The sequence below is a fragment of the Streptomyces sp. ISL-12 genome, from assembly GCF_018614415.1.
GTDB lineage: Bacteria > Actinomycetota > Actinomycetes > Streptomycetales > Streptomycetaceae > Streptomyces.
Genome location: NZ_JAGGOO010000015.1, coordinates 88,345 through 114,532, shown reverse-complemented (window position 1 = coordinate 114,532; position 26,188 = coordinate 88,345). Strand labels below are relative to the sequence as shown.

The following is a 26,188-nucleotide window of genomic DNA, read 5'->3' as shown; positions in this document are numbered from 1 at the left end:
ATCCGGGCATGGGTCAAGGACTGGAACGAAAACCCCAAGCCGTTCATCTGGACCAAGACAGCCGAAGAGATCCTCGACTCCCTCGCCCGCTTCTGCCGACGGATCTCCGGCGCAGGACACTAGTTCGTCGGACCACCGCCGAGAGAGCGGCCTGACCTGCGCGGACACTGTCGAGGGTTGGTGGGCTGCGCGGGGCCGGTGTGTCGGCGCCGCTCGTTCAGGCGTGCCACGTGTCGGCGCGGCGGGTCGCGAGCGTGGTCTGTCAGCGGCCCCGGTGGGTGTTGAGCCGGGCGGCCTGGCGGGTCAGGTAGTCGCGTTCGGCGAGGTTGGACGCCTTGTGGGCCGCCTCGGCGTACAGCCGGGCCGCCGTCGCCGGCTCGCCGCCGCGTTCGTGGAGGTAGGCCGCCGCCGCGGTGTGGCGGGGCAGGGCGGGATCCAGCTCGGCGAGTGCGGCCAGACCGGCGCGTGGTCCGTCGGCCTCGCCGACGGCGACCGCGCGGTTGAGCCGGACGACGGGGCTGTCGGTCAGGCGCGTGAGCTCGTCGTACCACTCGACGATCTGCGTCCAGTCGGTCTCCTCGGCGGTGGGCGCGTCGGCGTGGAGGGCGGCGATGGCGGCCTGGGCCTGGAACTCGCCGAGCCGGTCGCGGGCGAGGGCCGCCTGGAGGATGCCGATGCCCTCGGCGATCGACGCGGTGTCCCACCGGCCGCGATCCTGCTCGGCGAGCGGTACCAGGCTGCCGTCGGACGTGGTCCGGCTGGCGCGCCGGGCGTGGTGGAGCAGCATGAGGGCGAGCAGCCCGGACACTTCGGGGTGGTCGATGCGGGCGACGAGCTGCCTGGCGAGCCGGATGGCTTCGGCGGCGAGGTCGATGTCACCGGAGTAGCCCTCGTTGAAGACCAGGTAGAGGACGCGCAGGACGGTGGCGACGTCGCCGGGCTGGTCGAACCGGACGCCGGCCACGGTGCGCTTGGCCCGGCTGACGCGCTGCGCCATGGTCGCCTCGGGTACCAGGTAGGCCTGGGCGATCTGGCGGGTGGTGAGGCCACCGACGGCGCGCAGGGTGAGCGCGGTCGCGGACGACGGGGACAACGAGGGGTGGGCGCACAGGAAGTAGAGCTGGAGCGTGTCGTCCACCGCGGGCGCGGGCCCGGACGCCGGTTCCTGCTCGGCGACGTCCTCGCGCCGGCGACGGGCGGTGTCCGACCGGGCCTGGTCGAGGAACTTGCGCCAGGCCACGGTGACCAACCAGCCCTTGGGGTCCCGGGGAGGGTCGTCCGGCCAGCGGCGGATCGCGTCGATGAGCGCGTCCTGTACCGCGTCCTCGGCCGCCGCGAAGTCGGCTCCGCAGCGGACGAGGACGCCGAGGACGTTCGGCGTGAGGCGCCGGAGCAGGGCCTCGTCCATCGGTGGGGTCACTCCGTGATGGTGGGCGGTGCGGTCAGGAACGGGCGCAGCTCCAGCCACTCGTGGATCGGCTTGCCGCCCGCGCCGGGGGCGGCCGACAGTTCTCCGGCCAGTTCGACGGCGCGCTCGTAGCTGTCGACGTCGATCACCATCCAGCCGGCGACGAGGTCCTTGGTCTCGGCGAACGGGCCGTCGGTGACCGGCGGGCGCCCCTCACCGTCGTAGCGCACCCACGTCCCCTCGGGGGCGAGCGCCTGCCCGTCGACGAACTCGCCGGTCTTCTCCAGCCGGTCCGCGAAGTCCTGCATGTAGCGCATGTGCGCCGAGATCTCCTCCGGCGTCCACCGGTCCATGGGGACGTCGTTGACCGCCGCCGGGGCGCCGCGGTAGTGCTTCAGGAGCAGGTACTTGGCCATCGTGTCTCTCCTCGGTGCCGACGCGGCCCCTTGTGGTCGCGTTCGATACGGGGACGGAGCCGGTCACGCGTTCTCGACATCGTCGACATCGTCGGCCGATATTTTTTCTTCCGGGTGCTCGTGGATGCGCCCAGTACGGCCGGTACGCGGTACGAGTAGCCGGTTCCGCCCTCTTCCGCACGCGTGAGGAGCAGCAGAGGCCCCCGGCCGTGCCGGGCAGCTCAGTCGCGGGAGTTGCCGAACAGGATGCGGTAAGCGACCAGGAGGACGAACGAGCCGCCGATGGCCGCCGCCCAGGTGGCCCCGTCGTAGAAGTCCTTCGTGATCGGGTGGTCCAGCCAGCGGGCCGATATCCAGCCGCCGATGAAGGCGCCGGCGATGCCGATGAGGGTCGTGCCGATGAGGCCGCCCGGGTCCCGGCCCGGCAACAGGACCTTGGCGATGGCTCCGGCCAGCAGTCCCAGGATGATCCAACTGATGACGGTCATGCCTTGAACCTGCCCTCTCTCGCTGTGCCCGGCCTACGAGCGCACTGTGATCGGCATTGCTTCTGCCACGCTTTGCGCGGCGGTGCGGCCGCTCCTGCTCTCTCATGGACTGAAGACGCAACGGTTATGGCGGTGGTTGCAGGGAGCGGTGGGACACGGCTCAGGTCGGGTGCGGGTTCGCGTGTGCGACGGCTGCCGCGCCGGTCAGGGGCGCAGCATCGGCGTGATCAGCGGGCCGCGAACGGCTGGTCGGTCCGGACGATGTCGCGGCCCAGCGGGAGCAGGGAGACCGGGATCAGCTTGAAGTTGGCTATGCCGAGCGGGATGCCGATGATCGTCACGCACAGCACGATGCCGGTGACGATGTGGCCGAGGGCCAGCCACCAGCCCGCGAGGAGCAGCCACAGCACGTTGCCGACACAGGAGGCCGCGCCCGCGTCCCGGCGCTCGACCGTGGTGTACCCGAAGGGCCACAGCGCGTAGATCCCGATGCGGAACGCCGCGATGCCGAACGGGATGCCGATGATCGTGACGCAGAGCAGCACGCCCGCGAGCAGGTAGCCGAGGAACAGCCAGAAGCCGCTCAGGACGAGCCAGATGAGGTTGAGGATGGTCTTCACTGCCTGCGACCTGCCATCTTCTCGAGTCGGGCGATGCGTTCCGCCATGGGCGGGTGGGTGGAGAACATCTTCGAGAGGCCCTGCCCCGGGCGGAAGGGGTTGGCGATCATCATGTGGCTGGCCGTCTCGATACGGGGCTCCGCGGGCAGCGGAAGCTGCTTGGTACCCGCGTCCAGCTTGCGCAGGGCGCTGGCGAGGGCGAGTGGGTCGCCGGTGAGCTGGGATCCGGACGCGTCGGCCTCGTACTCGCGGGAGCGGCTGATGGCCAGCTGGATCAGGCTGGCGGCCAGCGGGCCGAGCAGCATGATCAGGAGCATGCCGAAGAGGCCGGGGCCGTCGTCGTCGTCGGAGCGGCCGATGGGGATCAGCCAGGCGAAGTTGACCAGGAACATGATCACCGAGGCGAGGGCGCCGGCGACCGAGGAGATGAGGATGTCCCGGTTGTAGACGTGGCTCAGCTCGTGGCCGATGACGCCGCGCAGCTCGCGTTCGTCGAGCAGGCGCAGGATGCCGTCGGTGCAGCAGACCGCCGCGTTGCGCGGATTGCGGCCGGTCGCGAAGGCGTTGGGGGCCTCCGTCGGGGAGATGTACAGGCGCGGCATGGGCTGGCGGGCCTGGGTGGAGAGTTCACGGACCATGCGGTACAGCCCCGGGGCCTCGAACTCGCTCACCGGGCGGGCGCGCATCGCGCGTAGAGCCAGCTTGTCGCTGTTCCAGTACGCGTACGCGTTGGTGCCCAGGGCTACGAGGACGGCGACGACGAGCCCGGCTCGGCCGAAGAAGCTGCCGATGACGATGATGAGCGCGGACAGTCCCCCGAGGAGTACTGCGGTCCTGAGCCCGTTGTGCCGGCGGTGCACGGTACGCCCTCCAAGTGGTGCAGCAGGGGAACCCTATGTTTGAACCCTTTGCTTGCTGGTCTCGCTCGCTGTGGTCGCTTCCCGGTCTGTCGATGCCACCGGTGTGTGGTGACACGTCCAGTGGACCCTTCCGTACTGGTCAACGCGAGGCGACGGCCACCAGTTCCCCGGTGGACGCGCAGGCGGGCGTGGGCCGTCCGGGTGACGGGGGCGGTGTACGGGGGTGGGGCGGGGTTCAGAAGAGCCCGGTGTCGGCGAAGCGGAGGATCAGCTGGGGCGCGCCGGAGAGGGCGGCGGCCAGGACCGCGGTCACCGCGAGCGCGGCGGTGAGCGGGGCCGGCACGAGGTGCTCGCGGGGTTCGCCCGCCGGGGCGCGGAACAGCAGGGCCGTCCACCGGAGGTAGTAGTACAGCGCGATGACGACGTTCACGGCCATGACCACGGCGAGCCAGCCGAGGCCGGCGTCGACCGCCGCGGAGAAGACGGTGACCTTGGCGAACAGACCGATGATGCCCGGCGGCAGCCCGGCGAGGCAGAGCAGGAAGAAGGCCAGGAGGAGGGCGGTGAGGGGGTTGGACGCGTACAGGCCGCGGTAGTCGGTCAGGCGGTTGCGGGACTTCGTACGGCCCACCAGGGCGGCGACCGCGAAGGCGCCCAGGTTCACGGCGCCGTACATGAGGGCGTAGGCGAGGGTGGAGCCGATCGAGCGCTCGGGGTCGTCGGAGTACGCGGCGGCGGCGATCGGCACCAGGAGGTAGCCGGCCTGTCCGACCGACGACCAGGCGAGCAGGCGTACGGCGCTGTACGCGCGCGTGCCGTGCTGCCGCAGGGCGCCGGCGTTGCCGACGGTCATGGTGAGGGCGGCGAGCGCGGCCAGCGCCGGGCCCCAGACGTCGGCGTACGACGGGAGGGCGACGACGGTGACCAGGATGAGGCCGGAGAAGCCGACCGCCTTGCCGACGACGGACAGGTAGGCGGCGATCGGCAGGGGCGCGCCGACGTAGGTGTCGGGCACCCAGAAGTGGAAGGGCACGGCGGCCGTCTTGAAGGCGAAGCCGACGAGGGTGAGGACGACGCCGGTGTGGGCGAGGGTGGTGAGCTGTCCGTCGACGTCCTGGACGCGGCCGGCGATCTCGGTGAGGTGGATGGTGCCGGTGGCCGCGTAGACGAAACTGACGCCCAGGAGGCTGACGGCGGTCGCGGTCACCGAGGAGAGGAAGAACTTCAGGGCGGCCTCGGAGGAACGCCGATCACCGTGCCTCAGGCCCACCAGGGCGAAGGCGGGCAGGGAGGCGACCTCCAGGGCGACGATGAGGGTGGCCAGGTCGCGGGAGGCGGGCAGCAGCGCGGCGCCGGCCGCGGACGACAGCAGCAGGAACCAGTACTCGCCCTCGGGCAGGCCCCGGTCGGCGTCCTTCAGGGTGGTGACCGACAGCAGGGCGGCCACGAGGGCGCCGCCGAGCACCAGGAGCTGGACGGCGAGGGTGAACGGGTCGGCGACGTAGCTGCACGCGCGCGTGGCGCCGGTCAGGCAGAAGGTGGCGCGGTCGCCGTCCAGCAGGGGCAGCAGCAGGAGCAGCGAGCCGGCCAGGCCGGCGACGGACGCCCAGCCGAGCAGGGTTTTGCGCCGCTCGGCGACGAAGAGGTCGGCGACCAGGACGGCGAGTCCGACGACCGCCACGACGGTGGGCGGCGCGACGGCGAGCCAGTCGACGGACTGGACCAGGTTCTGGGCCAGTGGCTGGGCGGCCAGGGCGCTCATCGGGTGCCTCCTGCGAGGAGCTGCTGCACGGCCGGGTCGGTCAGGCCGAGGAGGGCCCTCGGCCACAGTCCGGCGACGACGGTGAGGGCGACGAGCGGGGTCCAGGCCGCGAACTCGTAGCGGCGTACGTCGGGGAGCGCGGGGGCGTCCGGCGCGGTGGCGCCCATGCAGACGCGGCGGACCACGATCAGCATGTACGCGGCGGTCAGCAGCGTGCCGAACGCGGCGACGGACATGAAGGTGAGGAAGGCCGGGCGGCTGAGGCCGCTCGCGGGGTCGAACGCTCCGAACAAGGCGAGCATCTCGCCCCAGAACCCGGCCAGTCCCGGCAGGCCGAGGGAGGCGACGGCGGCGAAGGCGAGCAGACCGCCGAGGCGGGGCGCCCTGCCGTAGAGCGCGGCGCCGGTCTCCTGCGCGAGGGTGTCGAGGTCGGTGGAGCCCGTGCGGTCCTTCAGGGCGCCGACCAGGAAGAAGAGCAGGCCGGTGATGAGGCCGTGGGCGATGTTGGCGAACAGGGCGCCGTTGACGCCGGTCGGGGTCATGGTGGCGATGCCGAGCAGGACGAAGCCCATGTGGCCGACGGAGGAGTACGCGATGAGCCGCTTGAGGTCGCCCTTGGCGCCGCGCCGGGCGAGGGCCAGGCAGGCCAGGGAGCCGTAGACGATGCCGACGACGGCGAAGGCGGCGAGGTAGGGCGCGAAGACGCGGAAGCCGTCCGGGGCGATCGGGAGGACGATGCGGACGAACCCGTACGTACCCATCTTCAGCAGGACACCGGCCAGCAGGACCGAGCCGACGGTCGGCGCGGCGGTGTGGGCGTCGGGCAGCCAGCTGTGCAGCGGCCACATCGGGGTCTTGACCGCGAGCCCGATCCCGATTGCCAGTACGGCGATGACCTGCACGGATGTGGTCAACGACCGGCCGTTGTCAGTGGCCAGTGCCATCATGTCGAACGTGCCGGCCGTGACTCCGGTCAGGAGCAGGCCGAGCAGCATGACCACGGAGCCGAGGAGCGTGTACAGGATGAACTTCCAGGCGGCCTCGGCCCGGCCCTCGCCGCCCCAGCGGGCGATGAGGAAGTACATCGGGACGAGGACCATCTCGAAGGCGAGGAAGAACAGCAGGAGGTCGAGGACGGCGAAGCTGGCGAGCGTGCCGGACTCCAGGACGAGCAGCAGCGCGACGAACGCCTTCGGGGTGGGCCCGGAAGGCATCTTGAAGTACGAGTAGAGCGCGCAGAGGAAGGTCAGCAGCGCGGTCAGAACCAGGAGGGGGAGGGAGATGCCGTCGATGCCGAGGTGGATGCGCACGTCGAGTGCGGGGATCCAGCTGATGTCGGTCGTGGCCTGCATCTTCGACGGCTGGTCGTGGTCGAAACCGAGCGCGAGGACGATCGCGGCGATGAGGACGGCACCGGTCACGGTGACGCCGTGCCGCAGCACGGCCTGCTCGGGCGACTTCCCCTTCAGTCCGGGCGGCGCGGGCAGCAGAGCGGTGGCGGCCCCGAGAAGCGGGCCGGCCACGATCAATGCCAGAAGGAACTGCATCACGGACTCGTTGATATCGATCACGCCTGCTCACGCTCCCGTGGCGACGAGGACGGCGGCGACCGCGAGGACGACGGTGCCGGCGAGCAGCGCGCTCACATAGGTCTGCACATTGCCGGTCTGGGCACGGCGTACGGCGGCCCCGAGCCAGCGGGGCAGGGCGCCCGCCCCGCGTACGTAGGTCTCGACGACCTCGCGGTCCAGGAACCGGACGAGGCTCGCTCCGGCCCGCACCGGGCGGACGAAGAGCGCGGTGTACACGGCGTCCAGGTGGAAGCCGACGGCCGCGTGCCGGTGCAGCGGGCCGAGGAGGAGCCGTCCGGGGTCGGCGGGGTCCGGCGCGTGGGCCACGCTGCCGTAGGCGGGCTCGTGCCCGGCGATGGCCTCGGCCTCCACGACGCCGGCGTCGCGCTCCGGGTGGGCGGCGACGGCGCCCAGGGGGACGCGGGCGGCGAGCGCGGTGGTGTGCCGCCAGGCTCCGTAGGTGACGATGCCGCCGACCAGGGCCACGCCCGTGCCGAGCACGGAGGTGGTGAGGGTCGGGGTGAGGTCACGGCCGTCGAACCAGTCGGGGAGCACGCGGTAGGCGAGTCCGCCGAAGGCGAGTGACGGGATCGCCAGCACCCACAGCACGGCGTTCATGGCAAGCGGCTGCTTGCCGTGGTCGGGAGCGTCGGTGCCGTGGCCGCGGAAGGCCAGCAGCCACAGGCGCGTCGCGTACGCGGCGGTGAGCAGGGCCGTGAGCAGACCGGCGACGAGCACGGTCCAGCCGGCGGCGGCCGGGGTGTGCTCGGTGTGGCCGCCGACGACGTGTTCCGCGGCGCCCAGGACGGACTCCTTGGAGAAGAAGCCGCTGAAGGGAGGGATCGCGGCGAGGGCGAGCAGCGCCACGGTCATCGTCCAGTAGGCGTCGGGGACACGGTCGCGCAGGCCCCGCATACGGGACATGGCGGCGAGCGAGTTGGTGCCGGCCGCGTGGATGAGCACGCCGGCCGCGAGGAACAGCAGCGCCTTGAAGGCGCCGTGGGACAGGAGGTGGAAGACGGCGGCATCGCGGTCGGCGACGGCGAGGGCGCCGGTCAGGTAGCCGAGCTGGCCGATCGTCGAGTAGGCGAGGACGCGCTTGATGTCGTCCTGGGCGAGCGCGGCGAGCGCGGAGCCGGTCATCGTGGCCGCGGCCATGACGGCCAGGACGACCATGGCGGCCTGGGAGGCCTCGAAGACCGGAAGGAGCCGGGCGGTGAAGTAGACACCGGCGGCGACCATCGTCGCCGCGTGGATCAGCGCGGAGACGGGCGTGGGGCCCGCCATCGCGTCGGGGAGCCAGGTGTGCAGCGGGAACTGCGCCGACTTGCCCGCCACGCCGGCCAGGAGCAACAGAGCGACCAGGGTGGGGTGGTCCAGGCCGCCGTCGCTCGCGACCGCGCCGAGGATCTTGGTGATCCGGAAGGAACCGGCATCACCGGCGAGCGCGAACAGACCGATCAGGAAAGGGACGTCACCGAGCTTGGTCACCAGGAACGCCTTGAGGGAGGCGGCGCGGGCCTCCGGCGTCTCCCAGTAGTGGCCGACCAGGAAGTAGGAGCAGATGCCCATGATCTCCCAGCCGACCAGCAGCACCATCAGGTCGCCGGAGTAGACGACGAGGAGCATGGCGGAGGTGAAGAGAGAGACGAGAGCGGCGTACGAGGGGTAGCGCGGGTCGTCGCGCAGGTAGCCCGTCGAGTAGAGCTGCACGCAGGTGGCGACCAGGCCGACCAGGACGGCGACGAGGGCGGCGAAGCCGTCGATGTGCAGGGCCAGTTCGACGGGGACCGAGCCGGTGGGGGTCAGCTCGGTGGCGGCGTCGACCGCCCGGCCGCCGGCCTGGCGGGCGGCGACGACCACGGCGAGGACGAACGCGGCGAGCGTCGGCAGGACGGCGAGCGGGCGGACGAAGGCGGGTGCGGTGCGGCCCAGCAGCAGGCCGGCGGCGGCGCCGAGGAAAGGAAGGAGGGGGACGAGGACGGCGAGGGTGGTCGTGGTCACGCGCTGGCCTCAGCCTTCTCGGCGGCCGTTCCGGTCGCGGGGGCGTCGGGGTTGTCGGGGTTGTCGAGGTCGGGGCCGTCGTCCGGTTCGTGGCCCTCGGCGGTGTCGCGGAGGCGGTCGATGTCCGCGGTGCCGCGGTTGCGGTGGACGGCGAGGACGATCGCCAGGCCGATGCCGATCTCGGCGGCGGCGATGGCGATGGTGAACAGGGTCAGGGCCTGCCCGGAGTGCAGGGTCTCCTCGGCGGCCCGGCTGAGCCAGACGTCGAAGGCGACCAGGTTGAGGTTGACCGCGTTGAGCATCAGCTCGACCGACATCAGGACGAGGATCGCGTTGCGGCGGGCGAGGACGCCGTAGAGGCCCGTGCAGAGGAGGAGGGCGGCGAGGACGGCGGGGTAGGCGAGGTGCATCAGCGGGCACCGCCCTTGCCGGACCTCGGCTGGTCGGCGGCCTGCGCGTCGGCCTTGGTCTTGGCCTTGCGGGACAGGACGATCGCGCCGACGAGAGCGGCGAGGAGGAGGACGGAGAGGGCCTCGAAGGGGAGGACCCAGTGCTGGAAGAGGCTCGCTCCGGTGACGGCGGTGGATCCGGCGGCCGGACCGTCGAGGTCGATCCAGGTGGTCCGGAACGCGTCGACGACCACCCAGACGAGGGCCGCCGCGGCGGCGACGGCCACGGCGAGGGCGGCCCAGCGGTTGCCGGAGTCGGCGTCCGGGGAGCGGCCGATGGGGGCCCTGGTGAGCATCAGGCCGAACAGAAGGAGGACGACGACGGAACCGACGTAGATGAGGACCTGTACCCAGGCGATGAACTCGGCGGTGAGCAGGAGGTACTCGACGGCGAGACCGCCGAGGGCCACCACCAGCCACAGAGCGGCGTGGACGAGCTGCCGGGTGGTCACGGTGACGAGGGCGGCGCCGAAGGTGACCAGGCCGACGAGGAGGAAGGCGATTTCGACTCCGGTCGGGGAGAGGAAGCCGTGGGTTTCGGCTGCGAGGCTCATGCGTCACCCTCCCCCGGTTCGGCCTGCCGTGGTTCGGCCTGGGCTGCAGCCAGCTTGTCGGCGGTCTTGCGGGCGGCGGCGAGTTCCTTCGGCTCCTCCGCGCCGGGGTCGAGGGCCGGCGGTGCCGGGACGGTCCACATCCACTCGCGGAGCTTGTCGCGTTCGTGGGTAAGGTCGCGGATGTCGGTCTCGGCGTACTCGAACTCCGGGGACCAGAAGAGGGCGTCGAACGGACAGACCTCGATGCAGATACCGCAGTACATGCACAGGGAGAAGTCGATGGCGAAGCGGTCCAGGACGTTGCGGCTGCGTTCGCGGCCACCGGGGGTCGCGGCGGGGACCGTCTCCTTGTGGGAGTCGATGTAGATGCACCAGTCCGGGCACTCGCGGGCGCACAGCATGCAGACCGTGCAGTTCTCCTCGAACAGGCCGATGACTCCACGGCTGCGGGGCGGGAGGTCGGGCTGGACGTCCGGGTACTGCTCGGTGACGGTCTTCTTCGTCATCGTGCGCAGGGTGACGGCCAGGCCCTTGGCCAGGCCACTTCCTGGGATGGGGGCCATGGTTACTGGATCACCACCTTGACGATGCCGGTGAGGGCGATCTGGGCGAGGGCGAGAGGGACGAGGAGGGTCCAGGAGAGCTTCTGGAGCTGGTCCTCGCGCAGACGGGGGTACGTCACGCGGAGCCAGATCACGACGAAGGCGAGAACGGCGGTCTTCAGCAGGGTCCACACCCAGCCGAGGCCGTCGGCACCCCAGGGGCCGTGCCAGCCGCCCAGGAAGAGGACGGTGGTCAGGCCGCACAGGACGACGATCCCGGCGTACTCGGCGAGGAGGAAGAGCGCGAAGCGCAGGCCCGTGTACTCGGTGTACGCGCCGAAGATGATCTCGGAGTCGGCGACGGGCATGTCGAAGGGCGGGCGCTGGAGTTCGGCGAGGCCGGCGATGAAGAAGACGATCGCGCCGACGATCTGCCAGGGCAGCCACCACCACTCGAAGGCGTCGAGGATGCCGGGCAGCGAGACCGTGCCGGCGGCCATCGCGACCGAGGCGGCGGCGAGCAGCATGGGGAGTTCGTAGGCGAGGAGCTGGGCGGCGGTGCGGAGGCCCCCGAGGAGGGAGAACTTGTTGGCGGAGGCCCAGCCGGCCATGAGCGATCCGAGGACTCCGACGCCCATGACGGCGAGGACGAAGAAGACACCGGCGTCGACGACCTGGCCGACCGCGCCCTCGCCGGGGCCGACGGGGATGGCCAGGAGGACGAGGAGGTACGGAAGGAGGGCGACGGCGGGGGCGAGCTGGAAGATACGGCGGTCCGCGCCCGCGGGGACCACGTCCTCCTTCTGCGCGAACTTCACGCCGTCCGCGACGAGCTGGGCCCAGCCGTGGAAGCCGCCGGCGTACATCGGGCCCAGGCGGCCCTGCATGTGGGCCATCACCTTGTGCTCGGTCTGGCCGACGATCAGGGGGAACGCCAGGAAGACGACGAAGACGATCAGAAGGCGCAGGATGACGTCGAGCGCGTCGTTCACTGCGGGCCTCCTTGCGGGTCTTCGCGGGTCTCCGGGGTCTCGCGGGTATCGGAGTTCTCGCTGGTCTCGGAGGTCTCGCGGGCCTCGGAGGTCTCAGAGGTCTCGCGGGCCTCGGAGGTCTCAGAGTTCTCGCTGGTCTCGGAGGTCTCAGAGATCTCGCGGGCCTCGGAGGTCTCAGAGATCTCGGGCTTGTCAGGGGTGTCGGGGGCGGAGGGTTTCTCGGGGTTGTCGGCGGTCTCCGTGGTGCCGAGGTTCTCCGGGCTGTCCGCGGGAGTGGTGGCTGCGGATTCCTCGTCGCGTTCGGCCGCGGGCTCGTCGAAGGCCGGGCGGGCGTGGTGCCACGGAGCGTCCGGGCTTCGCGGCGCGGCGGGAGCGGTCTGGGACGCGTCGGGCACACCGTCACCCGCGGTCGCCCGCTGACTGGCGGAGCCCTCCGCCGCGCTCCGCGCCCGTCGGGGGGCCGCAGCACCGCCGGTCTCCGACCGCTGCGAGGCCGAACCCTCACTCACGCTCCGCGACCGCCTCCTGGCCGGTGCCGATGGCGCCGTCGGAGCCTCGGCGGACGGAGCCGCTTGGCCGGCGGAGCCCTCCGCAGCCGAGCGCGAACGCCGGGGCGCCGGCGAAGTCCCGGCGGCCGGTGCCGCCTGACGGGCGGTGTCCTCCGCCTGACGGGTGGTGGCGCCCTGCCGAGGGGATTCCTCCTGACGGGGAGCGTCCACCTGACGGGTGGATTCCACCTGGCGAGGAGCGTCCACCTGACGGGAAGAGCTCACCGCCTGACTCGCCGACCCCTCCGTCACCGAACGCGTCCGGCGGACGGGGCGGTCGCCCGTCGCGCGAGCCGGGCGGGCGTCGGTGCCGGTGCCGGTCGCGCGGCCGGCACCGCGAGTCGGGCGGGCCGGGGCGGCAGGGAGCCGGCCCTTGAGAGGGCCCCACTCGTTCGGGTCGGGGACGCCCGGCGGAAGCATCTGCCGGCGCCGGGGGCCGGCGTGGCCGCCGCCCGTCGAGGACTCCCCCGGCTCCTTCGCGCCCGGCCACGCCTTGGCGACCCGGGCGGCGAGGACGAAGTCCTTGCGCAGGGGATTGCCCTCGAAACTCTCCGGCAGGAGCAGGTGGTCCAGCCCCGGGTGACCGTCGAAGACGACGCCGAACATCTCGTGGGTCTCGCGCTCGTGCCACGCCGCCCCCGCGTACACACCCACCGCGGTGGGCAGTACCGGGGACTCGTGCGGAACCGTCGTCCGCAGCAGCAGGCGCCGTACCGGCGTCAGCGCGACCACGTGCGCCGCGACGCGGAAGCCCGTGCCCGGTTCGTCGACCGCGCTCAGCCAGTCGAAGTACGTGCAGCCCAAGCGGTCGCGTGCGGTCTCCAGGGCGGAGATCCAGTCCGCCGGGGGGACGTCCACCGTCAGGACCTCGTACGACTCCTCGGCGGTGGCCTCAGGGCCGAAGAGTTCCCCGGTGTCGCCGGGCAGCCAGCCGACCGTGCTCATCGGTCCTCCCCCGGCTCCGGCTCCGGCGCCGCGGCCGGGGCGGGCGGCCGCACCAGGTCGCTCTGCAACGCGTCCGCCGACGGCCGCCGCGAGGTGCCGTACCGCTCCCCCAGCGACTCCCGCGCGATCTTCTCCTGGAGCTTGAGGATTCCCTGGAGCAGCGCCTCGGGGCGCGGCGGGCAGCCGGGGACGTAGACGTCGACCGGGATGATCTGGTCGACGCCCTTCGTCACGGAGTACGAGTCCCAGTACGGGCCGCCGCAGTTGCTGCACGCGCCGAAGGAGATGACGTACTTCGGTTCCGGCATCTGTTCGTACAGCCGCTTGACCGCCGGGGCCATCTTGTCGGTGACCGTGCCGGAGACCACCATCAGGTCGGCCTGGCGCGGTCCCGGCGCGAACGGGATGACACCGAGGCGGATGAAGTCGTGGCGGGCCATCGACGCGGCGATGAACTCGATCGCGCAGCAGGCGAGCCCGAAGTTGAAGACCCAGAGCGAGTAACGGCGGCCCCAGTTGAGGACGACCTTCATCGGCTCGGGGGCGAGGCGCGAGAGGGCGCCCAGCCGCTTCGGCTCCGGCAGCAGCACGGGTTCGGACGGTTGGGACGGCGTCACGTCCATGCCAGGACGCCCTTCTTGTATGCGTACAGCAGGCCCACGGCGAGGAAGCCGAGGAAGATGAACATCTCCACGAGCGTCGTCGCACCGTAACCGGGTGCGGCGAAGACCGTCGCCCAGGGGAAGAGGAAGATCGAGTCGACCGCGAAGATCACGTACAGGAACGCGTAGACGTAGTAGCGGACCTGGGTGTGGGCCCAGCCCTCGCCGACGGGGTCGACCCCGCACTCGTAGGTGAGGAGTTTCTCGGGCGTGGGGACCACCGGGCGCAGCAGGCGGCCGGCGCCGAACGCCACGGCCACGAAGAGCACGCCGACGACGGCGAGCAGTCCGACGACCGAGTACGACTGGAAGTAGTCCGACGCCACGACAATGGTCGCGTCGGCCCGGGTCGCACCACCGATGGTCGGTTCCGGCACGTCCGTCCCTCGCTCCCTCTCCGACCCTGTCCGTCCCTGTCCACTACTGAGACCACTGCGAGTCTAGGGCCTGCTAAAGACAGCGTAAGCAGGGTGGGGTTTTCCTCAGTGGTTCCGGGCGGTTCACCTCATGGCGCCGGGCCCCGGCGCGCGGCACGCTGATCCGTATGACCGAAAGCCTCTCGTCAACGCCGCCCGACGACCGTCCACCGCCGGCCCGTTTCGCCTACGACCGGCACACCTGGAAGGAGATCGCCCATCTGCTGGCGAACCTCCCGGTGGCGCTGCTCGGGTTCGTCTACGTCGTGACGGTCCTGCCACTGGGTTTCGGGCTGACGGTCACGGTGATCGGGCTCCCGCTGCTGGCGGCCGGGCTGATGGGCGCGCGCCTGTTGGGCAGACTGGAGCGGGCACGCGCCCGGGCGCTGCTGGGGGTACGGGTGGACGAGCCGAGCCGGCTGCCGTCGCGCGGCAGAGGCGGATTCTTCCAGCATCTGTGGTCAGCGCTGAAGGACCCGGTGGGCTGGCGCACGGTTCTGTACGCGTTCATACGGCTGCCTTGGGGCATCCTCACCTTCGTCACCACGCTGACCTCGCTGTTCGTGCTGTGGCCGGTGCTGCCCTTCATCGCCCGGGGGCTGGGCAACGCCGACCGGGCGATGGTGCGCGCGTTGCTCTCCCCCTCGGACGAGCTGGAACGGCGAATCGCCGAGCTGGAGTCGGACCGTGGCGTGGTGGTCGACACGGCCGCCGCCGACCTGCGGCGGATCGAGCGCGACCTGCACGACGGCGCGCAGGCCCGCTTGGTCAACCTGGCCATGGGACTGGGCCTGGCCAAGGAGAAGCTGCTGGAGGGGCAGGCCGACGAACACGTCGCGGCGATGGTCGACGAGGCGCACGGCGAGGTGAAACTGGCCTTGCGGGAGCTGCGGGACCTGGCCCGCGGCATCCACCCCGCCGTCCTGACCGACCGCGGCCTGGACGCGGCCCTGTCCTCGGTCGCCTCCCGCTGCACCGTGCCGGTGCGGGTGACGGTCGACCTGACGGAGCGGCCGGCGGCGGCTATAGAGGGGATCGCGTACTTCACCGTCTCGGAGCTGCTGCAGAACATCAGCAAGCACAGCGGGGCGCGTTCGGCCGCGGTGGAGGTCTGGCGCGCGGAGACCCGGCTGCTCATACAGGTGTGGGACGACGGCCGCGGGGGCGCGCACCTGGACGGCGGTACGGGGATGAAGGGGCTCGCGGACCGGCTGGGTGCCGTCGACGGCCTGTTCGTCGTCGACTCCCCGGAGGGCGGCCCGACGACCGTCACGGCCGAGCTGCCGTGGCGCGACCGCACGGACATACCCGCCGGGAAGTAGACGGACATACCCGCCGGGAAGCAGCGAGGAAGTAGCGGGCACGAGCCACCGCGCACCCCGAGCGCTCACCTTGCCGTGATGCCTGCCCGGATGCGTCCCGGCGTCCCGAGGTGGGGAAAACCCCCGGTCCAACAGACCGACGGGCTCCATGTCCCGCGGTCCCGTGACCGAGGAGGGTGGAGGTACGACGGCACAGCCGTAGGACACGGGCGCAACCACAGGACACAGGCACTCCTGGACACGAACACCCCCAGGACACAGCACAGCCGCAGGGACGAGCAGAAGGACGGCACCGATGGCCATGGAGTACGGACAGGAGTACGGACAGGAGTACGGGGTGGACAGCCGCCCCGGTTTTCGCGGGAGCACCGGTGAGCGCCGGCACCGGCTGCCGGCCGGTCTGCGGGCACCGTTCGAGGCACGCAGCTGGCGCGAGTTCGGTTACGTGCTGCTGAGCCTGCCGATCAGCATCGTCCTTTTCACCTTCGCCGTCACGATGGTCTCGCTGGGGGCCGGCCTGCTGGTGACCTTCCTCGGCGTACCGGTGCTGGCGGCGGCGCTCGCCGGATGCCGCGGGTTCGGCGCGCTGGAGCGGATACGGGCGCGTGGGCTGCTGGGCCTGGAGGTGGCCGACCCTGAGCCGCCGCGGATACGGAAGCGGGGCGCCCTCGCCTGGATGGGCGCCGTCCTCAAGAGCGGCACCTCCTGGCGAGCGCTGCTGTACGCGCTGCTGCACCTGCCGTGGGCGGTCGTCTCGTTCGGTATCACGGTCGCCGTCTGGACCTGGGGCTGGGCGATGCTGACGTACCCGCTGTGGTTCTGGATCTTCCCGATGTACGCCGGCCAGGACGGGTTGCAGTTGTACGGCGACGAGACCCACCGGATCTATCTGGACAACCCCTTCGAGATCGCCGTGACGGCACTGGTGGGGCTGCTGTTCACGCTGGCCGCGCCGTGGATCGTGCGGGCCCTGACGCTGGTGGACCGGCTGATGGTGCACGGGCTGCTCGGTCCGTCGCGGCTGGCGACGCGGCTCGTGGAGCTGGAGTCGGACCGGGGCGTCGTGGTCGACACGGCCGCCGCCGACCTGCGGCGCATCGAGCGTGACCTGCACGACGGTGCCCAGGCCCGCCTGGTCACCCTCGCCATGGACCTGGGCCTGGCCAAGGAGAAGCTGCGCGAGGACCCGCGGGAGGCCGCACGGATGGTGGACGAGGCGCACGGCGAGGTGAAGACGGCGTTGCAGGAACTGCGGGACCTGGCCCGCGGTATCCACCCCGCCGTCCTGACCGACCGCGGCCTGGACGCGGCCCTGTCCTCGGTCGCCTCCCGCTGCACCGTGCCGGTGCGGATGGAGGTGGACTTGGCGGAGCGGCCGGCCCCGGCGATCGAGGGGATCGCGTACTTCACCGTCTCGGAGCTGCTGCAGAACATCAGCAAGCACGCGCGGGCCACGTACGCGGCCGTGGAGGTGTGGCGGGTGGAGAACCGGCTGATGCTCCAGGTCATGGACAACGGGGTGGGCGGAGCCGACGCGTCGGCCGGTTCGGGGCTCGCGGGGCTGGCGGAGCGGCTCGACGCGGTGGACGGAATCCTGGTGGTGGACTCTCCGGCCGGCGGGCCCACCCGGATCACGGCAGAGCTGCCGTGGCGCTCGGACCGGCCGGCCTGAGCCCCATGTGTCCCGCGCACCCCATCCGAGCCCACCGCCCACATAAGCCCGCAGTCCCCAGCCCCAGCCCCAGCCCCAGCCACGATCCGACCGCCACGGGACGCAGTCCCGACGCAGTCCCGACGCAGTCCCGACGCAGTCCCCCTCATTACCGTTGCCCGGACACACGCAGCGCCCAATGCTGGGATGCTGGACCTGTTCATAGGGGCGGGTAGGGCCGGCGCGGGGCTGTGGGGGGCCAAAAATCGTGGAGGACAGGGTGCGGGTGGTCATCGCCGAGGATTCAGTGCTGCTCAGGGAGGGCCTGACCCGGCTGCTGACCGACCGCGGGCATGAGGTGGTGGCCGGGGTCGGTGACGGTGAGGCTCTGCTCAAGACCGTCACCGAGCTGGACGGCCAGGGGGAGCTGCCGGACGTCGTCGTGGCGGACGTGCGGATGCCGCCCACGCACACCGACGAGGGCGTGCGGGCGGCGGTGCAATTGCGCAAGGCGCACCCGGGGATCGGTGTGCTCGTGCTGTCGCAGTACGTGGAGGAGCGCTACGCCACGGAACTGCTCGCGGGTTCCAGCCGCGGGGTCGGCTACCTGCTCAAGGACCGGGTCGCCGAAGTGCGGGAGTTCGTGGACGCGGTGGTGCGGGTCGCCCAGGGGGGTACCGCGCTCGATCCCGAGGTGGTCGCGCAGTTGCTCGGGCGCAGCCGCAAGCAGGACGTGCTCGCGGGACTCACCCCGCGCGAGCGGGAGGTCCTGGGGTTGATGGCCGAGGGCCGGACGAACTCGGCGATCGCCAGGCAGTTGGTGGTGAGCGACGGAGCCGTCGAGAAGCACGTCAGCAATATCTTTCTGAAACTCGGGTTGTCCCCGAGTGACGGCGACCACCGCCGTGTCCTCGCGGTGCTCACTTATCTCAACTCATGAATCTTTCCCCTGGCTCATGATCGCTCATGATCGGCTTTTCGACCGCTGCGCCGCGCCTCTGCCCCCTCCCCCGATATCACCGCCAGACCGTCCGTTCATCCGAACGGACGATAAGCCGAACGACGAACAGGCGCGTCTTTTCCCGCGCCGGGGAGGCGGGTGAGCCATGGGAGCACAGGGCGGCGGGCTGTCTCGAAGTCGTGTCCATCATGCGAATGTCCCCCGATAGGCGACCCCCACGGTCGTAGGGTTGATCCTGGGATGGTCGGCATAAGACCACTCCCCGGACAGCCGCCTCGAGGGAGGTCCAGTTCAGTGACCAGCCAGGTCAGCAGTCCAGCGGAGCAGGCCGACGGAACGGTCGTAGGAGAGCAGCGCAAACCGGCGGGGAGCAAGGACGTCCGCCGGCTGGACCGGGTGATCATCAGGTTCGCGGGCGATTCGGGCGACGGTATGCAGCTCACCGGAGATCGTTTCACCTCGGAGACCGCGTCCTTCGGAAATGATCTTTCTACGCTGCCGAACTTCCCGGCCGAGATCCGGGCGCCCGCCGGTACCCTGCCGGGCGTCTCCTCCTTCCAGCTGCATTTCGCCGACCACGACATCCTCACCCCGGGCGACGCCCCGAACGTGCTGGTCGCGATGAACCCGGCGGCGCTGAAGGCGAACATCGGGGACATGCCGCGCGGCGCGGAGATCATCGTCAACACGGACGAGTTCACCAAGCGGGCGATGCAGAAGGTGGGGTACGACGCCTCCCCGCTCGACGACGGGTCGCTGGACGGTTTCAGCCTGCATCCGGTGCCGCTGACCACGCTGACCGTGGAGGCGCTGAAGGACTTCGCCCTCACCCGCAAGGAGGCCGAGCGCAGCAAGAACATGTTCGCGCTGGGCCTGCTGAGCTGGATGTACCACCGGCCCACCGAGGGCACGGAGAAGTTCCTGCGCACCAAGTTCGCGAAGAAGCCGGACATCGCGGCGGCCAACATCGCGGCGTACCGGGCGGGTTGGAACTTCGGTGAGACGACCGAGGACTTCGCGGTCTCCTACGAGGTGGCCCCGGCGGCGACGGCGTTCCCGCCCGGCGTGTACCGCAACATCTCCGGCAACCTGGCCCTGTCCTACGGCCTGATCGCCGCGTCCCGGCAGGCGGACCTGCCGCTGTTCCTGGGTTCGTACCCGATCACCCCGGCCTCGGACATCCTGCACGAACTCAGCAGGCACAAGAACTTCGGTGTGCGCACCTTCCAGGCGGAGGACGAGATCGCCGGGATCGGGGCGGCGCTGGGGGCGGCCTTCGGCGGCTCGCTCGCCGTCACCACCACCTCCGGCCCGGGCGTGGCGCTCAAGAGCGAGACGATCGGGCTCGCGGTCTCCCTCGAACTGCCGCTGCTGGTCGTCGACATCCAGCGCGGCGGCCCGTCCACGGGGCTGCCGACCAAGACCGAGCAGGCCGACCTGCTCCAGGCGATGTTCGGGCGCAACGGCGAGGCGCCGGTGCCGGTGGTGGCCCCGCGCACCCCGGCCGACTGTTTCGACGCCGCGCTGGAGGCGGCCCGGATCGCGCTGACGTACCGGACCCCGGTCTTCCTGCTCTCCGACGGTTACCTGGCCAACGGCAGCGAGCCGTGGCGCATCCCGGAGCCGGCGGAACTGCCGGACCTGCGGGTGCGGTTCGCGCAGGGACCCAACCACACCCTGGACGACGGCACCGAGGTCTTCTGGCCGTACAAGCGCGACCCGCAGACCCTCGCCCGCCCCTGGGCGATCCCGGGCACGCCCGGCCTGGAGCACCGCATCGGCGGCATCGAGAAGCAGGACGGCACGGGGAACATCTCCTACGACCCGGCCAACCACGACCTCATGGTCCGCACCCGGCAGGCCAAGGTCGACGGCGTCGACGTCCCCGACATCGAGGTCGACGACCCGGACGGGGCGAGGACCCTGGTGCTGGGCTGGGGTTCGACGTACGGGCCGGTCACGGCCGCCGTGCGGCGGCTGCGCGCGGCCGGGGAGCCGATCGCCCAGGCCCATCTGCGCCACCTCAACCCGTTCCCGGCCAACCTCGGCACGGTCCTCAAGGGCTACGACAAGGTGGTGATCCCCGAGATGAACCTCGGCCAGCTCGCCACGCTCGTCCGGGCGAAGTACCTGGTCGACGCCCACTCGTACAACCAGGTCAACGGGATGCCGTTCAAGGCGGAGCAGCTCGCCACCGCGCTGAAGGAGGCCATCGATGACTGAGGCACTCAAGCTGGTCCCGAAGGCCGAGGGCAAGCAGTCGGCGAAGGACTTCAAGTCCGACCAGGAGGTGCGCTGGTGCCCCGGCTGCGGCGACTACGCCATCCTCGCCGCCGTGCAGGGCTTCATGCCCGAGCTGGGGCTGGCGAAGGAGAACATCGTCTTCGTCTCCGGCATCGGCTGCTCCTCCCGTTTCCCGTACTACATGAACACCTACGGGATGCACTCCATCCACGGTCGCGCCCCCGCCATCGCCACCGGCCTGGCCGCCTCCCGCCGCGACCTGTCCGTGTGGGTGGTCACCGGCGACGGCGACGCGCTGTCCATCGGTGGCAACCACCTGATCCACGCGCTGCGCCGCAACGTCAACCTCAATATCCTGCTGTTCAACAACCGGATCTACGGCCTGACCAAGGGCCAGTACTCCCCGACCTCCGAGGTCGGGAAGATCACCAAGTCGACGCCGATGGGGTCCCTGGACGCGCCCTTCAACCCGGTCTCCCTCGCGCTCGGCGCGGAGGCGTCCTTCGTCGCGCGGACCGTCGACTCCGACCGCAAGCACCTCACCGAGGTGCTGCGCCAGGCCTCCGCCCACCCGGGCACGGCGCTGATCGAGATCTACCAGAACTGCAACATCTTCAACGACGGCGCGTTCGAGGTCCTCAAGGACCGGCGGCAGGCCGAGGACGCGGTGATCCGCCTCGAACACGGGCAGCCGATCCGGTTCGGGGCCGACAACGCCAAGGGGGTCGTGCGGGACCCGGCCACCGGTGACCTGAAGGTGGTGGCGGTCACCCCGGAGAACGAGGCGGACGTACTGGTCCACGACGCCCACGCCGCCTCCCCGACGACCGCGTTCGCGCTGAGCAGGCTCGCCGATCCCGACACCCTGCACCACACCCCGATCGGCGTCCTGCGCTCCGTGGACCGGCCCGTCTACGACTCCCAGATGACCGACCAGCTCGACAGAGCCGTCGCGTCGCAGGGCAAGGGCGACCTCGCCGCGCTGCTGGCCGGCGGCGACACCTGGACCGTCGTGGGCTGAGCCCGCACGGCTCTGCAGGAGGCCCGGGGCGACGGCCGAGCCGTCAGCCCCGGGCCTCGTCGTATGCCAGACGCCCGAGGGCAGCGATCAGCCCCGCGCTTCGTCGTATGCCTGGCGGGCCCGCGCCACCTCGTCCATCCGGTCCTTCGACCACTGGGCCAGCCCCCGCACCTGTTCGGCCGCCTCCCGGCCGAGGTCGGTCAGGGAGTAGTCCACGCGCGGCGGGATCACCGGCTTCGCGTCCCGGTGGACCAGACCGTCGCGCTCCAGGACCTGGAGCGTCTGGGTCAGCATCTTCTCGCTGACCGTCCGGCCCCGCCGGGAGACCGCCCGGCGCAGCTCGCCGAAACGGTGCGGGCGGTCGAGCAGCTCGACCAGGGCCAGGACGCCCCAGCGGCTGGTGACGTGCTCCAGGACGAGCCGGTACGGACACAGCTCCTCACGGGCGGCACTTGCACGGCTGGTACTTACGTTCATAGCCGTACCTTACTTTAAAGTGGGTACTGTCCAAAAGTTAGCGCCCCTCCTAATGTGAGTGCCAGAACACGACGTCACCCCACGAGGAGCACGCAGATCATGAGCATCGTCGTCACCGGAGCCACCGGACACCTGGGCCGCCACGTGGTGGAGCAGCTGCTGGAGAAGGTCCCGGCCGAGCAGATCACCGCCGTCGTGCGCGACAAGGAGCGGGCCGCCGACTTCGCGGAGCGCGGGGTACGGATCGCCGTGGCCGACTACAACGCGCCCGAGACCTTCGACGGGCTGTTCGCGGCCGGCGACAAGGTGCTGCTGATCTCCGGCAACGAGGTCACCAAGGACCGCCCCGCGCAGCACAAGACGGTCATCGACGCCGCCGCCGCGGCCGGCGTGGCGCTGCTGGCCTACACCAGCGCCCCCAGCAGCCTGACCGCCGCGCTCGCCGACGACCACCGCGCCACCGAGAAGGTCCTGCTCGCCTCCGGTCTGCCGTGGGTGATCCTGGGCAACGGCTGGTACCACGAGAACCACACCGAGAACCTCGCCCAGGTCCTGGAGCACGGCGCCGTCGTCCAGGCCGCCCGCGAGGGCCGCGTCTCCTCCGCCTCGCGCGCCGACTACGCGGCCGCCGCCGTCGCCGTGCTGACCGGCGAGGGGCACGAGAACAAGCGGTACGAGCTGGGCGGCGACGAGGCGTGGAGCTTCGCCGAGTACGCGGCCGAGGTGAGCCGGCGGTCGGGCCGCGAGGTCGCCTACCGCGCCGTGTCCGTCGAGGAGTACGTCAGCACCCTCGTCGCCGCCGGGCTGCCCGAGCCGATGGCCGAGATCCTGGGCGGCGTGGAGGCCTCCACCGAGAAGGGCGAACTGGTCGTCACCACCGGCGACCTGTCCCGGCTCATCGGCCGCCCGACCACCCCGGTCAGCGAGGCGATCGAGGCCGCGCTGCGCAAGTGAGCGCACTCCCGGAACACTCCCGGAACACTCCCGGACGCCCCCGAACGCTCCCGGCGCCCTCCCGGCACACCGCCCCTGTCATGACCGTATAGCGATACGGGCATGACAGGGGCGGGCGCGCGGCGCTACGGTCGTGCAGGCGACCAGCGCGCGAGAAGGAGGAGCCCGTGACCGGGACGTCGAAGGGCGAGCAACGCATAGGCCTGCTGAACGGCTTCGCGGCCTACGGGATGTGGGGCCTCGTCCCCCTCTTCTGGCCGCTGCTCAAGCCCGCCGGGGCCGGGGAGATCCTCGCCCACCGCATGGTCTGGTCCCTCCTCTTCGTCGCCGTCGCGCTGCTCTTCGTACGGCGTTGGGCCTGGGCGGGCGAACTGCTGCGGCAGCCGCGCAAGCTCGGCCTGGTCACCGTCGCCGCCGCGGTCATCACCATCAACTGGGGCGTCTACATCTGGGCCGTCAACAGCGGCCATGTCGTCGAGGCGTCCCTCGGCTACTTCATCAACCCGCTGGTCACCATCGCCATCGGCGTGCTGCTGCTCAAGGAGCGGTTGCGGCCCGTGCAGTGGGCGGCCGTCGCCACCGGCCTCGCGGCCGTCGTCGTCCTCACCGTCGGCTACGGCCGGCCGCCGTGGATCTCCCTGTGCCTCGCCTTCTCCTTCGCCACGTACGGCCTGGTGAAGAAGAAGGCCAACCTCGGCGGCGTCGAGTCGCTGGCCGCCGAGACGGCGATCCAGTTCCTGCCCGCGCTGGGCTACCTGGTGTGGCTGGGCGCGCACGGCGACTCCACCTTCACCACCGAGGGCGCCGGGCACGCCGCGCTGCTCGCCGCGACCGGCCTGGTCACCGCGGTCCCCCTGGTCTGCTTCGGCGCCGCCGCGATCCGCGTCCCGCTGTCCACGCTGGGCCTGCTCCAGTACCTGGCACCGGTCTTCCAGTTCCTGCTCGGCATCCTCTACTTCCACGAGGAGATGCCGCCCGAGCGCTGGGCCGGCTTCGGCCTGGTGTGGGTGGCGCTCGTGCTGCTCACCTGGAACGCGCTGCACACCGCGCGCCGCAACGCCCGGACGCTGAAGGCCGGGACGGCGGCGGCCGGGACTGTCAACGCCGGAACAGCGAAGGCGGGGATGAAGGCGGAGGCGTCCCAGGCGCCCGCGCCGGACTCCCGCCGACAGGTCGTGTAACCCGTACGAGTGACCGCACGCACAGGCCCGTTGCCCTGGCCGCCGCCCTGCCCGGCGGGACCTACTCCGCCAGGGCCCGGGCGCGTTCGGTGAGGCGGCCCATGCGGGCGCGGGCGGACTCCAGTTCCTCTATGTCGTCGGCGGCCGGCCCCTCCTCGACGGCGAGTGCCGTCCACAGTCCGATCAGCTCGTGCCCCAGTTCCAGCCCGAGCGCGGGCTCGCGTACGGCACGCCAGGCGGTGGCCGCGCTCCGCACGGTGCCGTAGGCGGCCTCCGCGTCGCCCGCGCGGTGGTGGGCCCGGGCCACGTCCAGCGCCGTGTGCAGGGCGCGGACCGGGTCGCCGGACAGGTAGGCGATGTAGGCGGACAGTTCGCGCAGCCGCAGTACCTCGGGGTGGTCGGCGCCCAGCGTGCCGGTCGCCTCCGTCACGGCCTGCTCGGCGAGTCGTGCCGCCTCCTCCGTCCGGCCCTCCCGGACGGCCTCGTTGACGCGGGCCGTGGGCTCCGCGAGCACGGCGGGGGCGGTGCTGTCGCCGGGCGCGGTGATCGGTCCGTCCCCGAGCACGGCCTCGGCCACGGCGTCGAACCCGCGGGCGGGCGTCGGCTGGGTGTCGGCGGCCAGGTCGGCCTCGGTGACCAGGCCGGCGCCGCGCCCCAGGCGGACGTCGGACTCCGGGGGCGCGGGGGGCGCGGGGGGCGTCACGGGCAGAGGCGCGGGCGTCGCGGGGGGCCTCGACGCCTCCTCCGGCGCTGCCGGTCCGTCCATCCGCGGCGGCGGGCCGAACTCCCCGGTCGGCGGCGCGACGGTCCCCGGAGCCGCGGCGGCCCCCTGCGACGCCCCGGCCTGCGGCAGCGTACGCAGCCGGAACGTCGGGGACGGATCACCCATCGGCCCCGGAACCGATACCGAACCCGGCACCGAAACCGAAGCCGAACCCGGCACCGAACCCAGACCCGAACCCGGAACCGAAGCCGAACCCGGCACCGAACCCAGAGCCAAACCCGGCACCGAAACCGATGCCGGACCCGGCGCCGGGCGCACGTCCTCGTGAGCGGTCCGTTCGTCCGGGCGGCGGCCGGCGTCCGACGGCGGGTCGGTGCGGGCCGGCTCGCCCATGAGGTGGCTGGAGCCGTCCGGATCGACGCGGAGCGGAACGACGTAGCCGATGCGCTCGTCGTGGACCGTGGCGAGGACCGGCCCGCCCGCGGCGCGCGCGAGGCGCTGGAGCCGGTTCAGTACGGTCTGCTGCATCTCCTCGCCCGGGACCGCGGCGACGGGAACGCCGCCGACCGTGCCGGTTCCGGTGCCCCGCACCCGCACGTCGATCGGCGGCGCCGCGGGGGCCGCCGGGTGCCCGACGTACTGGTGGTCCCGCTTCTTGTCGCGGCTGAGTCGTGCCATCGTCCCTCACTCATGGGCGGGTTCCGTGTGCGGCCGTACCGGTGGTTTCCCTCCCCGTGCCGTCCGGAGCCATTCGAACACCTACTGTTGAGTTTCTCCGCTCGCTCGCGGTCCTCACGTCACCGCGCTGTCACAGGCTCGTTCCAGGAGGTGGTGGCCGGGCCGACGGGGCGTTCCGGGCCGTGGGGCGGGGCGTGACGAGGGAGGAGCACGGGCATGCGCACCAGCATGCGGCAAGGACCGGAGATCTGGATCCGCGGGCCGGTGTCCGCACCCGGACCGGTGCCGCCGTCCGCCACGACGCCCCGCACCCTACGGCACCGCTCCTGGGTCGGCACCCACGGCGGCGCGGGCGTCACCACCCTCGCCGAGGTCTACGGCGGCCACGACTGCGGCCGGAACTGGCCCGGGCCCGCCGATCCGCCGTCCGTGCTGCTGGTCGCCCGGACCCACGCGGCGGGGCTGGCGGCCGCCGTCCGCGCGCTGGACGCGTTCCGCCACGGGGAGGCACCGCCGGGGCTCGCCCTCGACGCGGTCATCCTGGTGGCAGACGCGCCGGGACGGCTGCCCCGTCCCCTCGCCCAGCGGGTGAGGCTGCTCGAAGCGGCCGTCGACGTCCACCGCGTCCCCTGGGTCCCCGCCTGGCGGCTGGGCGACCTCGGCGGCTCCCCGCCCCGCGGCACCGAGGCGCTGGCCCGGCCGACCGGGGCGGAACAGTGACGGCCGTCGCCGGACCGC

Annotated in this window: 25 protein-coding genes and 1 pseudogene; 9 read left to right on the top strand and 17 right to left on the bottom strand. The window is 71.7% G+C overall.

The window, feature by feature from the left end:
- Positions 1–123: pseudogene (locus J7I94_RS38115) on the top strand (IS630 family transposase); the annotation flags it as partial.
- 139 nt (positions 124–262) lie between these two features.
- Here J7I94_RS38115 and J7I94_RS04615 read toward each other — a convergent pair.
- The 15 genes from J7I94_RS04615 to J7I94_RS04545 all read right to left on the bottom strand — a co-directional run bounded on the left by J7I94_RS04615 (position 263) and on the right by J7I94_RS04545 (position 14,198).
- On the bottom strand, positions 263–1,408 hold the full coding sequence (locus tag J7I94_RS04615; protein WP_215165296.1) for an RNA polymerase sigma factor: 1,146 nt from the start codon (positions 1,406–1,408) through the stop codon (positions 263–265).
- Positions 1,409–1,416: 8 nt separating this feature from the next.
- Entirely contained in the window at positions 1,417–1,824 is a 408-nt protein-coding gene (locus tag J7I94_RS04610) for a YciI family protein (protein WP_215165290.1), read from the bottom strand.
- Between the two features lie 221 nt (positions 1,825–2,045).
- Positions 2,046–2,312 carry a GlsB/YeaQ/YmgE family stress response membrane protein gene (locus tag J7I94_RS04605; RefSeq protein WP_215165289.1) on the bottom strand — a complete coding sequence of 89 codons (267 nt, stop codon included), beginning with the start codon at positions 2,310–2,312 and terminating at the stop codon, positions 2,046–2,048.
- Between the two features lie 227 nt (positions 2,313–2,539).
- Positions 2,540–2,932, bottom strand: a complete 393-nt coding sequence (locus J7I94_RS04600) for a YccF domain-containing protein (protein WP_215165288.1) — start codon at positions 2,930–2,932, stop codon at positions 2,540–2,542.
- Positions 2,929–3,792, bottom strand: coding sequence for a zinc metalloprotease HtpX (gene htpX / locus J7I94_RS04595; RefSeq protein WP_215165286.1), 864 nt, complete (start codon positions 3,790–3,792; stop codon positions 2,929–2,931). The genes J7I94_RS04600 and htpX overlap by 4 nt, the downstream gene beginning before the upstream one ends.
- A 235-nt stretch (positions 3,793–4,027) precedes the next feature.
- A complete protein-coding gene (locus tag J7I94_RS04590) occupies positions 4,028–5,554 on the bottom strand; it encodes an NADH-quinone oxidoreductase subunit N (protein ID WP_215165284.1) in 1,527 nt (508 codons plus the stop codon).
- Entirely contained in the window at positions 5,551–7,125 is a 1,575-nt protein-coding gene (locus tag J7I94_RS04585; protein ID WP_215165283.1) for an NADH-quinone oxidoreductase subunit M, read from the bottom strand. Before J7I94_RS04585 ends, J7I94_RS04590 begins: the two co-directional genes overlap by 4 nt.
- Before the next feature lie 6 nt (positions 7,126–7,131).
- On the bottom strand, positions 7,132–9,129 hold the full coding sequence (locus J7I94_RS04580) for an NADH-quinone oxidoreductase subunit L (protein WP_215165282.1): 1,998 nt from the start codon (positions 9,127–9,129) through the stop codon (positions 7,132–7,134).
- Complete coding sequence (nuoK, locus tag J7I94_RS04575) at positions 9,126–9,539, bottom strand: NADH-quinone oxidoreductase subunit NuoK (RefSeq protein ID WP_215165281.1); 414 nt, start codon at positions 9,537–9,539, stop codon at positions 9,126–9,128. Before nuoK ends, J7I94_RS04580 begins: the two co-directional genes overlap by 4 nt.
- Complete coding sequence (locus tag J7I94_RS04570) at positions 9,539–10,132, bottom strand: NADH-quinone oxidoreductase subunit J (protein ID WP_215165280.1); 594 nt, start codon at positions 10,130–10,132, stop codon at positions 9,539–9,541. The genes nuoK and J7I94_RS04570 overlap by 1 nt, the downstream gene beginning before the upstream one ends.
- Entirely contained in the window at positions 10,129–10,695 is a 567-nt protein-coding gene (locus J7I94_RS04565) for an NADH-quinone oxidoreductase subunit I (protein ID WP_215165278.1), read from the bottom strand. Before J7I94_RS04565 ends, J7I94_RS04570 begins: the two co-directional genes overlap by 4 nt.
- A 2-nt stretch (positions 10,696–10,697) precedes the next feature.
- Entirely contained in the window at positions 10,698–11,666 is a 969-nt protein-coding gene (locus J7I94_RS04560; protein WP_215165276.1) for a complex I subunit 1 family protein, read from the bottom strand.
- Entirely contained in the window at positions 11,663–13,159 is a 1,497-nt protein-coding gene (locus J7I94_RS04555; RefSeq protein ID WP_215165274.1) for an NADH-quinone oxidoreductase subunit C, read from the bottom strand. Before J7I94_RS04555 ends, J7I94_RS04560 begins: the two co-directional genes overlap by 4 nt.
- Positions 13,156–13,782, bottom strand: a complete 627-nt coding sequence (locus J7I94_RS04550) for an NADH-quinone oxidoreductase subunit B (RefSeq protein ID WP_215165272.1) — start codon at positions 13,780–13,782, stop codon at positions 13,156–13,158. The genes J7I94_RS04555 and J7I94_RS04550 overlap by 4 nt, the downstream gene beginning before the upstream one ends.
- Complete coding sequence (locus tag J7I94_RS04545) at positions 13,773–14,198, bottom strand: NADH-quinone oxidoreductase subunit A (protein WP_215165270.1); 426 nt, start codon at positions 14,196–14,198, stop codon at positions 13,773–13,775. The genes J7I94_RS04550 and J7I94_RS04545 overlap by 10 nt, the downstream gene beginning before the upstream one ends.
- A gap of 167 nt (positions 14,199–14,365) precedes the next feature.
- On the opposite strand from J7I94_RS04545, the gene J7I94_RS04540 reads away from it, so the two are divergent.
- The 5 genes from J7I94_RS04540 (at position 14,366) to J7I94_RS04520 (ending at position 21,436) form a co-directional block, all read left to right on the top strand.
- On the top strand, positions 14,366–15,559 hold the full coding sequence (locus tag J7I94_RS04540; RefSeq protein ID WP_215165268.1) for a sensor domain-containing protein: 1,194 nt from the start codon (positions 14,366–14,368) through the stop codon (positions 15,557–15,559).
- Between the two features lie 295 nt (positions 15,560–15,854).
- Positions 15,855–17,231 (top strand): sensor histidine kinase, encoded by a 1,377-nt coding sequence (locus J7I94_RS04535; RefSeq protein ID WP_215165266.1) that lies wholly within the window; start codon positions 15,855–15,857, stop codon positions 17,229–17,231.
- Positions 17,232–17,490: 259 nt separating this feature from the next.
- A complete protein-coding gene (locus tag J7I94_RS04530) occupies positions 17,491–18,150 on the top strand; it encodes a response regulator transcription factor (RefSeq protein ID WP_308114494.1) in 660 nt (219 codons plus the stop codon).
- Between the two features lie 315 nt (positions 18,151–18,465).
- Positions 18,466–20,394, top strand: a complete 1,929-nt coding sequence (locus J7I94_RS04525; protein ID WP_215165262.1) for a 2-oxoacid:acceptor oxidoreductase subunit alpha — start codon at positions 18,466–18,468, stop codon at positions 20,392–20,394.
- A complete protein-coding gene (locus J7I94_RS04520) occupies positions 20,387–21,436 on the top strand; it encodes a 2-oxoacid:ferredoxin oxidoreductase subunit beta (protein ID WP_215165260.1) in 1,050 nt (349 codons plus the stop codon). The genes J7I94_RS04525 and J7I94_RS04520 overlap by 8 nt, the downstream gene beginning before the upstream one ends.
- 87 nt (positions 21,437–21,523) lie before the next feature.
- Here the strand turns inward: J7I94_RS04520 and J7I94_RS04515 are convergent, their stop codons facing one another.
- The gene (locus tag J7I94_RS04515) at positions 21,524–21,913 is read right to left on the bottom strand and encodes a helix-turn-helix domain-containing protein (RefSeq protein ID WP_215165258.1); all 390 of its coding nucleotides are present in this window, start codon (positions 21,911–21,913) and stop codon (positions 21,524–21,526) included.
- 99 nt (positions 21,914–22,012) lie between these two features.
- Here J7I94_RS04515 and J7I94_RS04510 point away from each other — a divergent pair, with 99 nt between their 5' ends.
- Both J7I94_RS04510 and rarD read left to right on the top strand, forming a co-directional pair.
- Positions 22,013–22,867 carry an NAD(P)H-binding protein gene (locus tag J7I94_RS04510; RefSeq protein ID WP_215165256.1) on the top strand — a complete coding sequence of 285 codons (855 nt, stop codon included), beginning with the start codon at positions 22,013–22,015 and terminating at the stop codon, positions 22,865–22,867.
- 167 nt (positions 22,868–23,034) lie between these two features.
- Positions 23,035–24,048 (top strand): EamA family transporter RarD, encoded by a 1,014-nt coding sequence (gene rarD, locus J7I94_RS04505; RefSeq protein ID WP_215165253.1) that lies wholly within the window; start codon positions 23,035–23,037, stop codon positions 24,046–24,048.
- A gap of 61 nt (positions 24,049–24,109) precedes the next feature.
- Here rarD and J7I94_RS04500 read toward each other — a convergent pair whose 3' ends face one another.
- Complete coding sequence (locus tag J7I94_RS04500) at positions 24,110–25,450, bottom strand: tetratricopeptide repeat protein (RefSeq protein ID WP_215165251.1); 1,341 nt, start codon at positions 25,448–25,450, stop codon at positions 24,110–24,112.
- Between the two features lie 216 nt (positions 25,451–25,666).
- Between J7I94_RS04500 and J7I94_RS04495 the strand changes: the two genes are divergently transcribed.
- The gene (locus tag J7I94_RS04495; RefSeq protein WP_215165249.1) at positions 25,667–26,170 is read left to right on the top strand and encodes a DUF6668 family protein; all 504 of its coding nucleotides are present in this window, start codon (positions 25,667–25,669) and stop codon (positions 26,168–26,170) included.
- Positions 26,171–26,188: the final 18 nt, after the last annotated feature.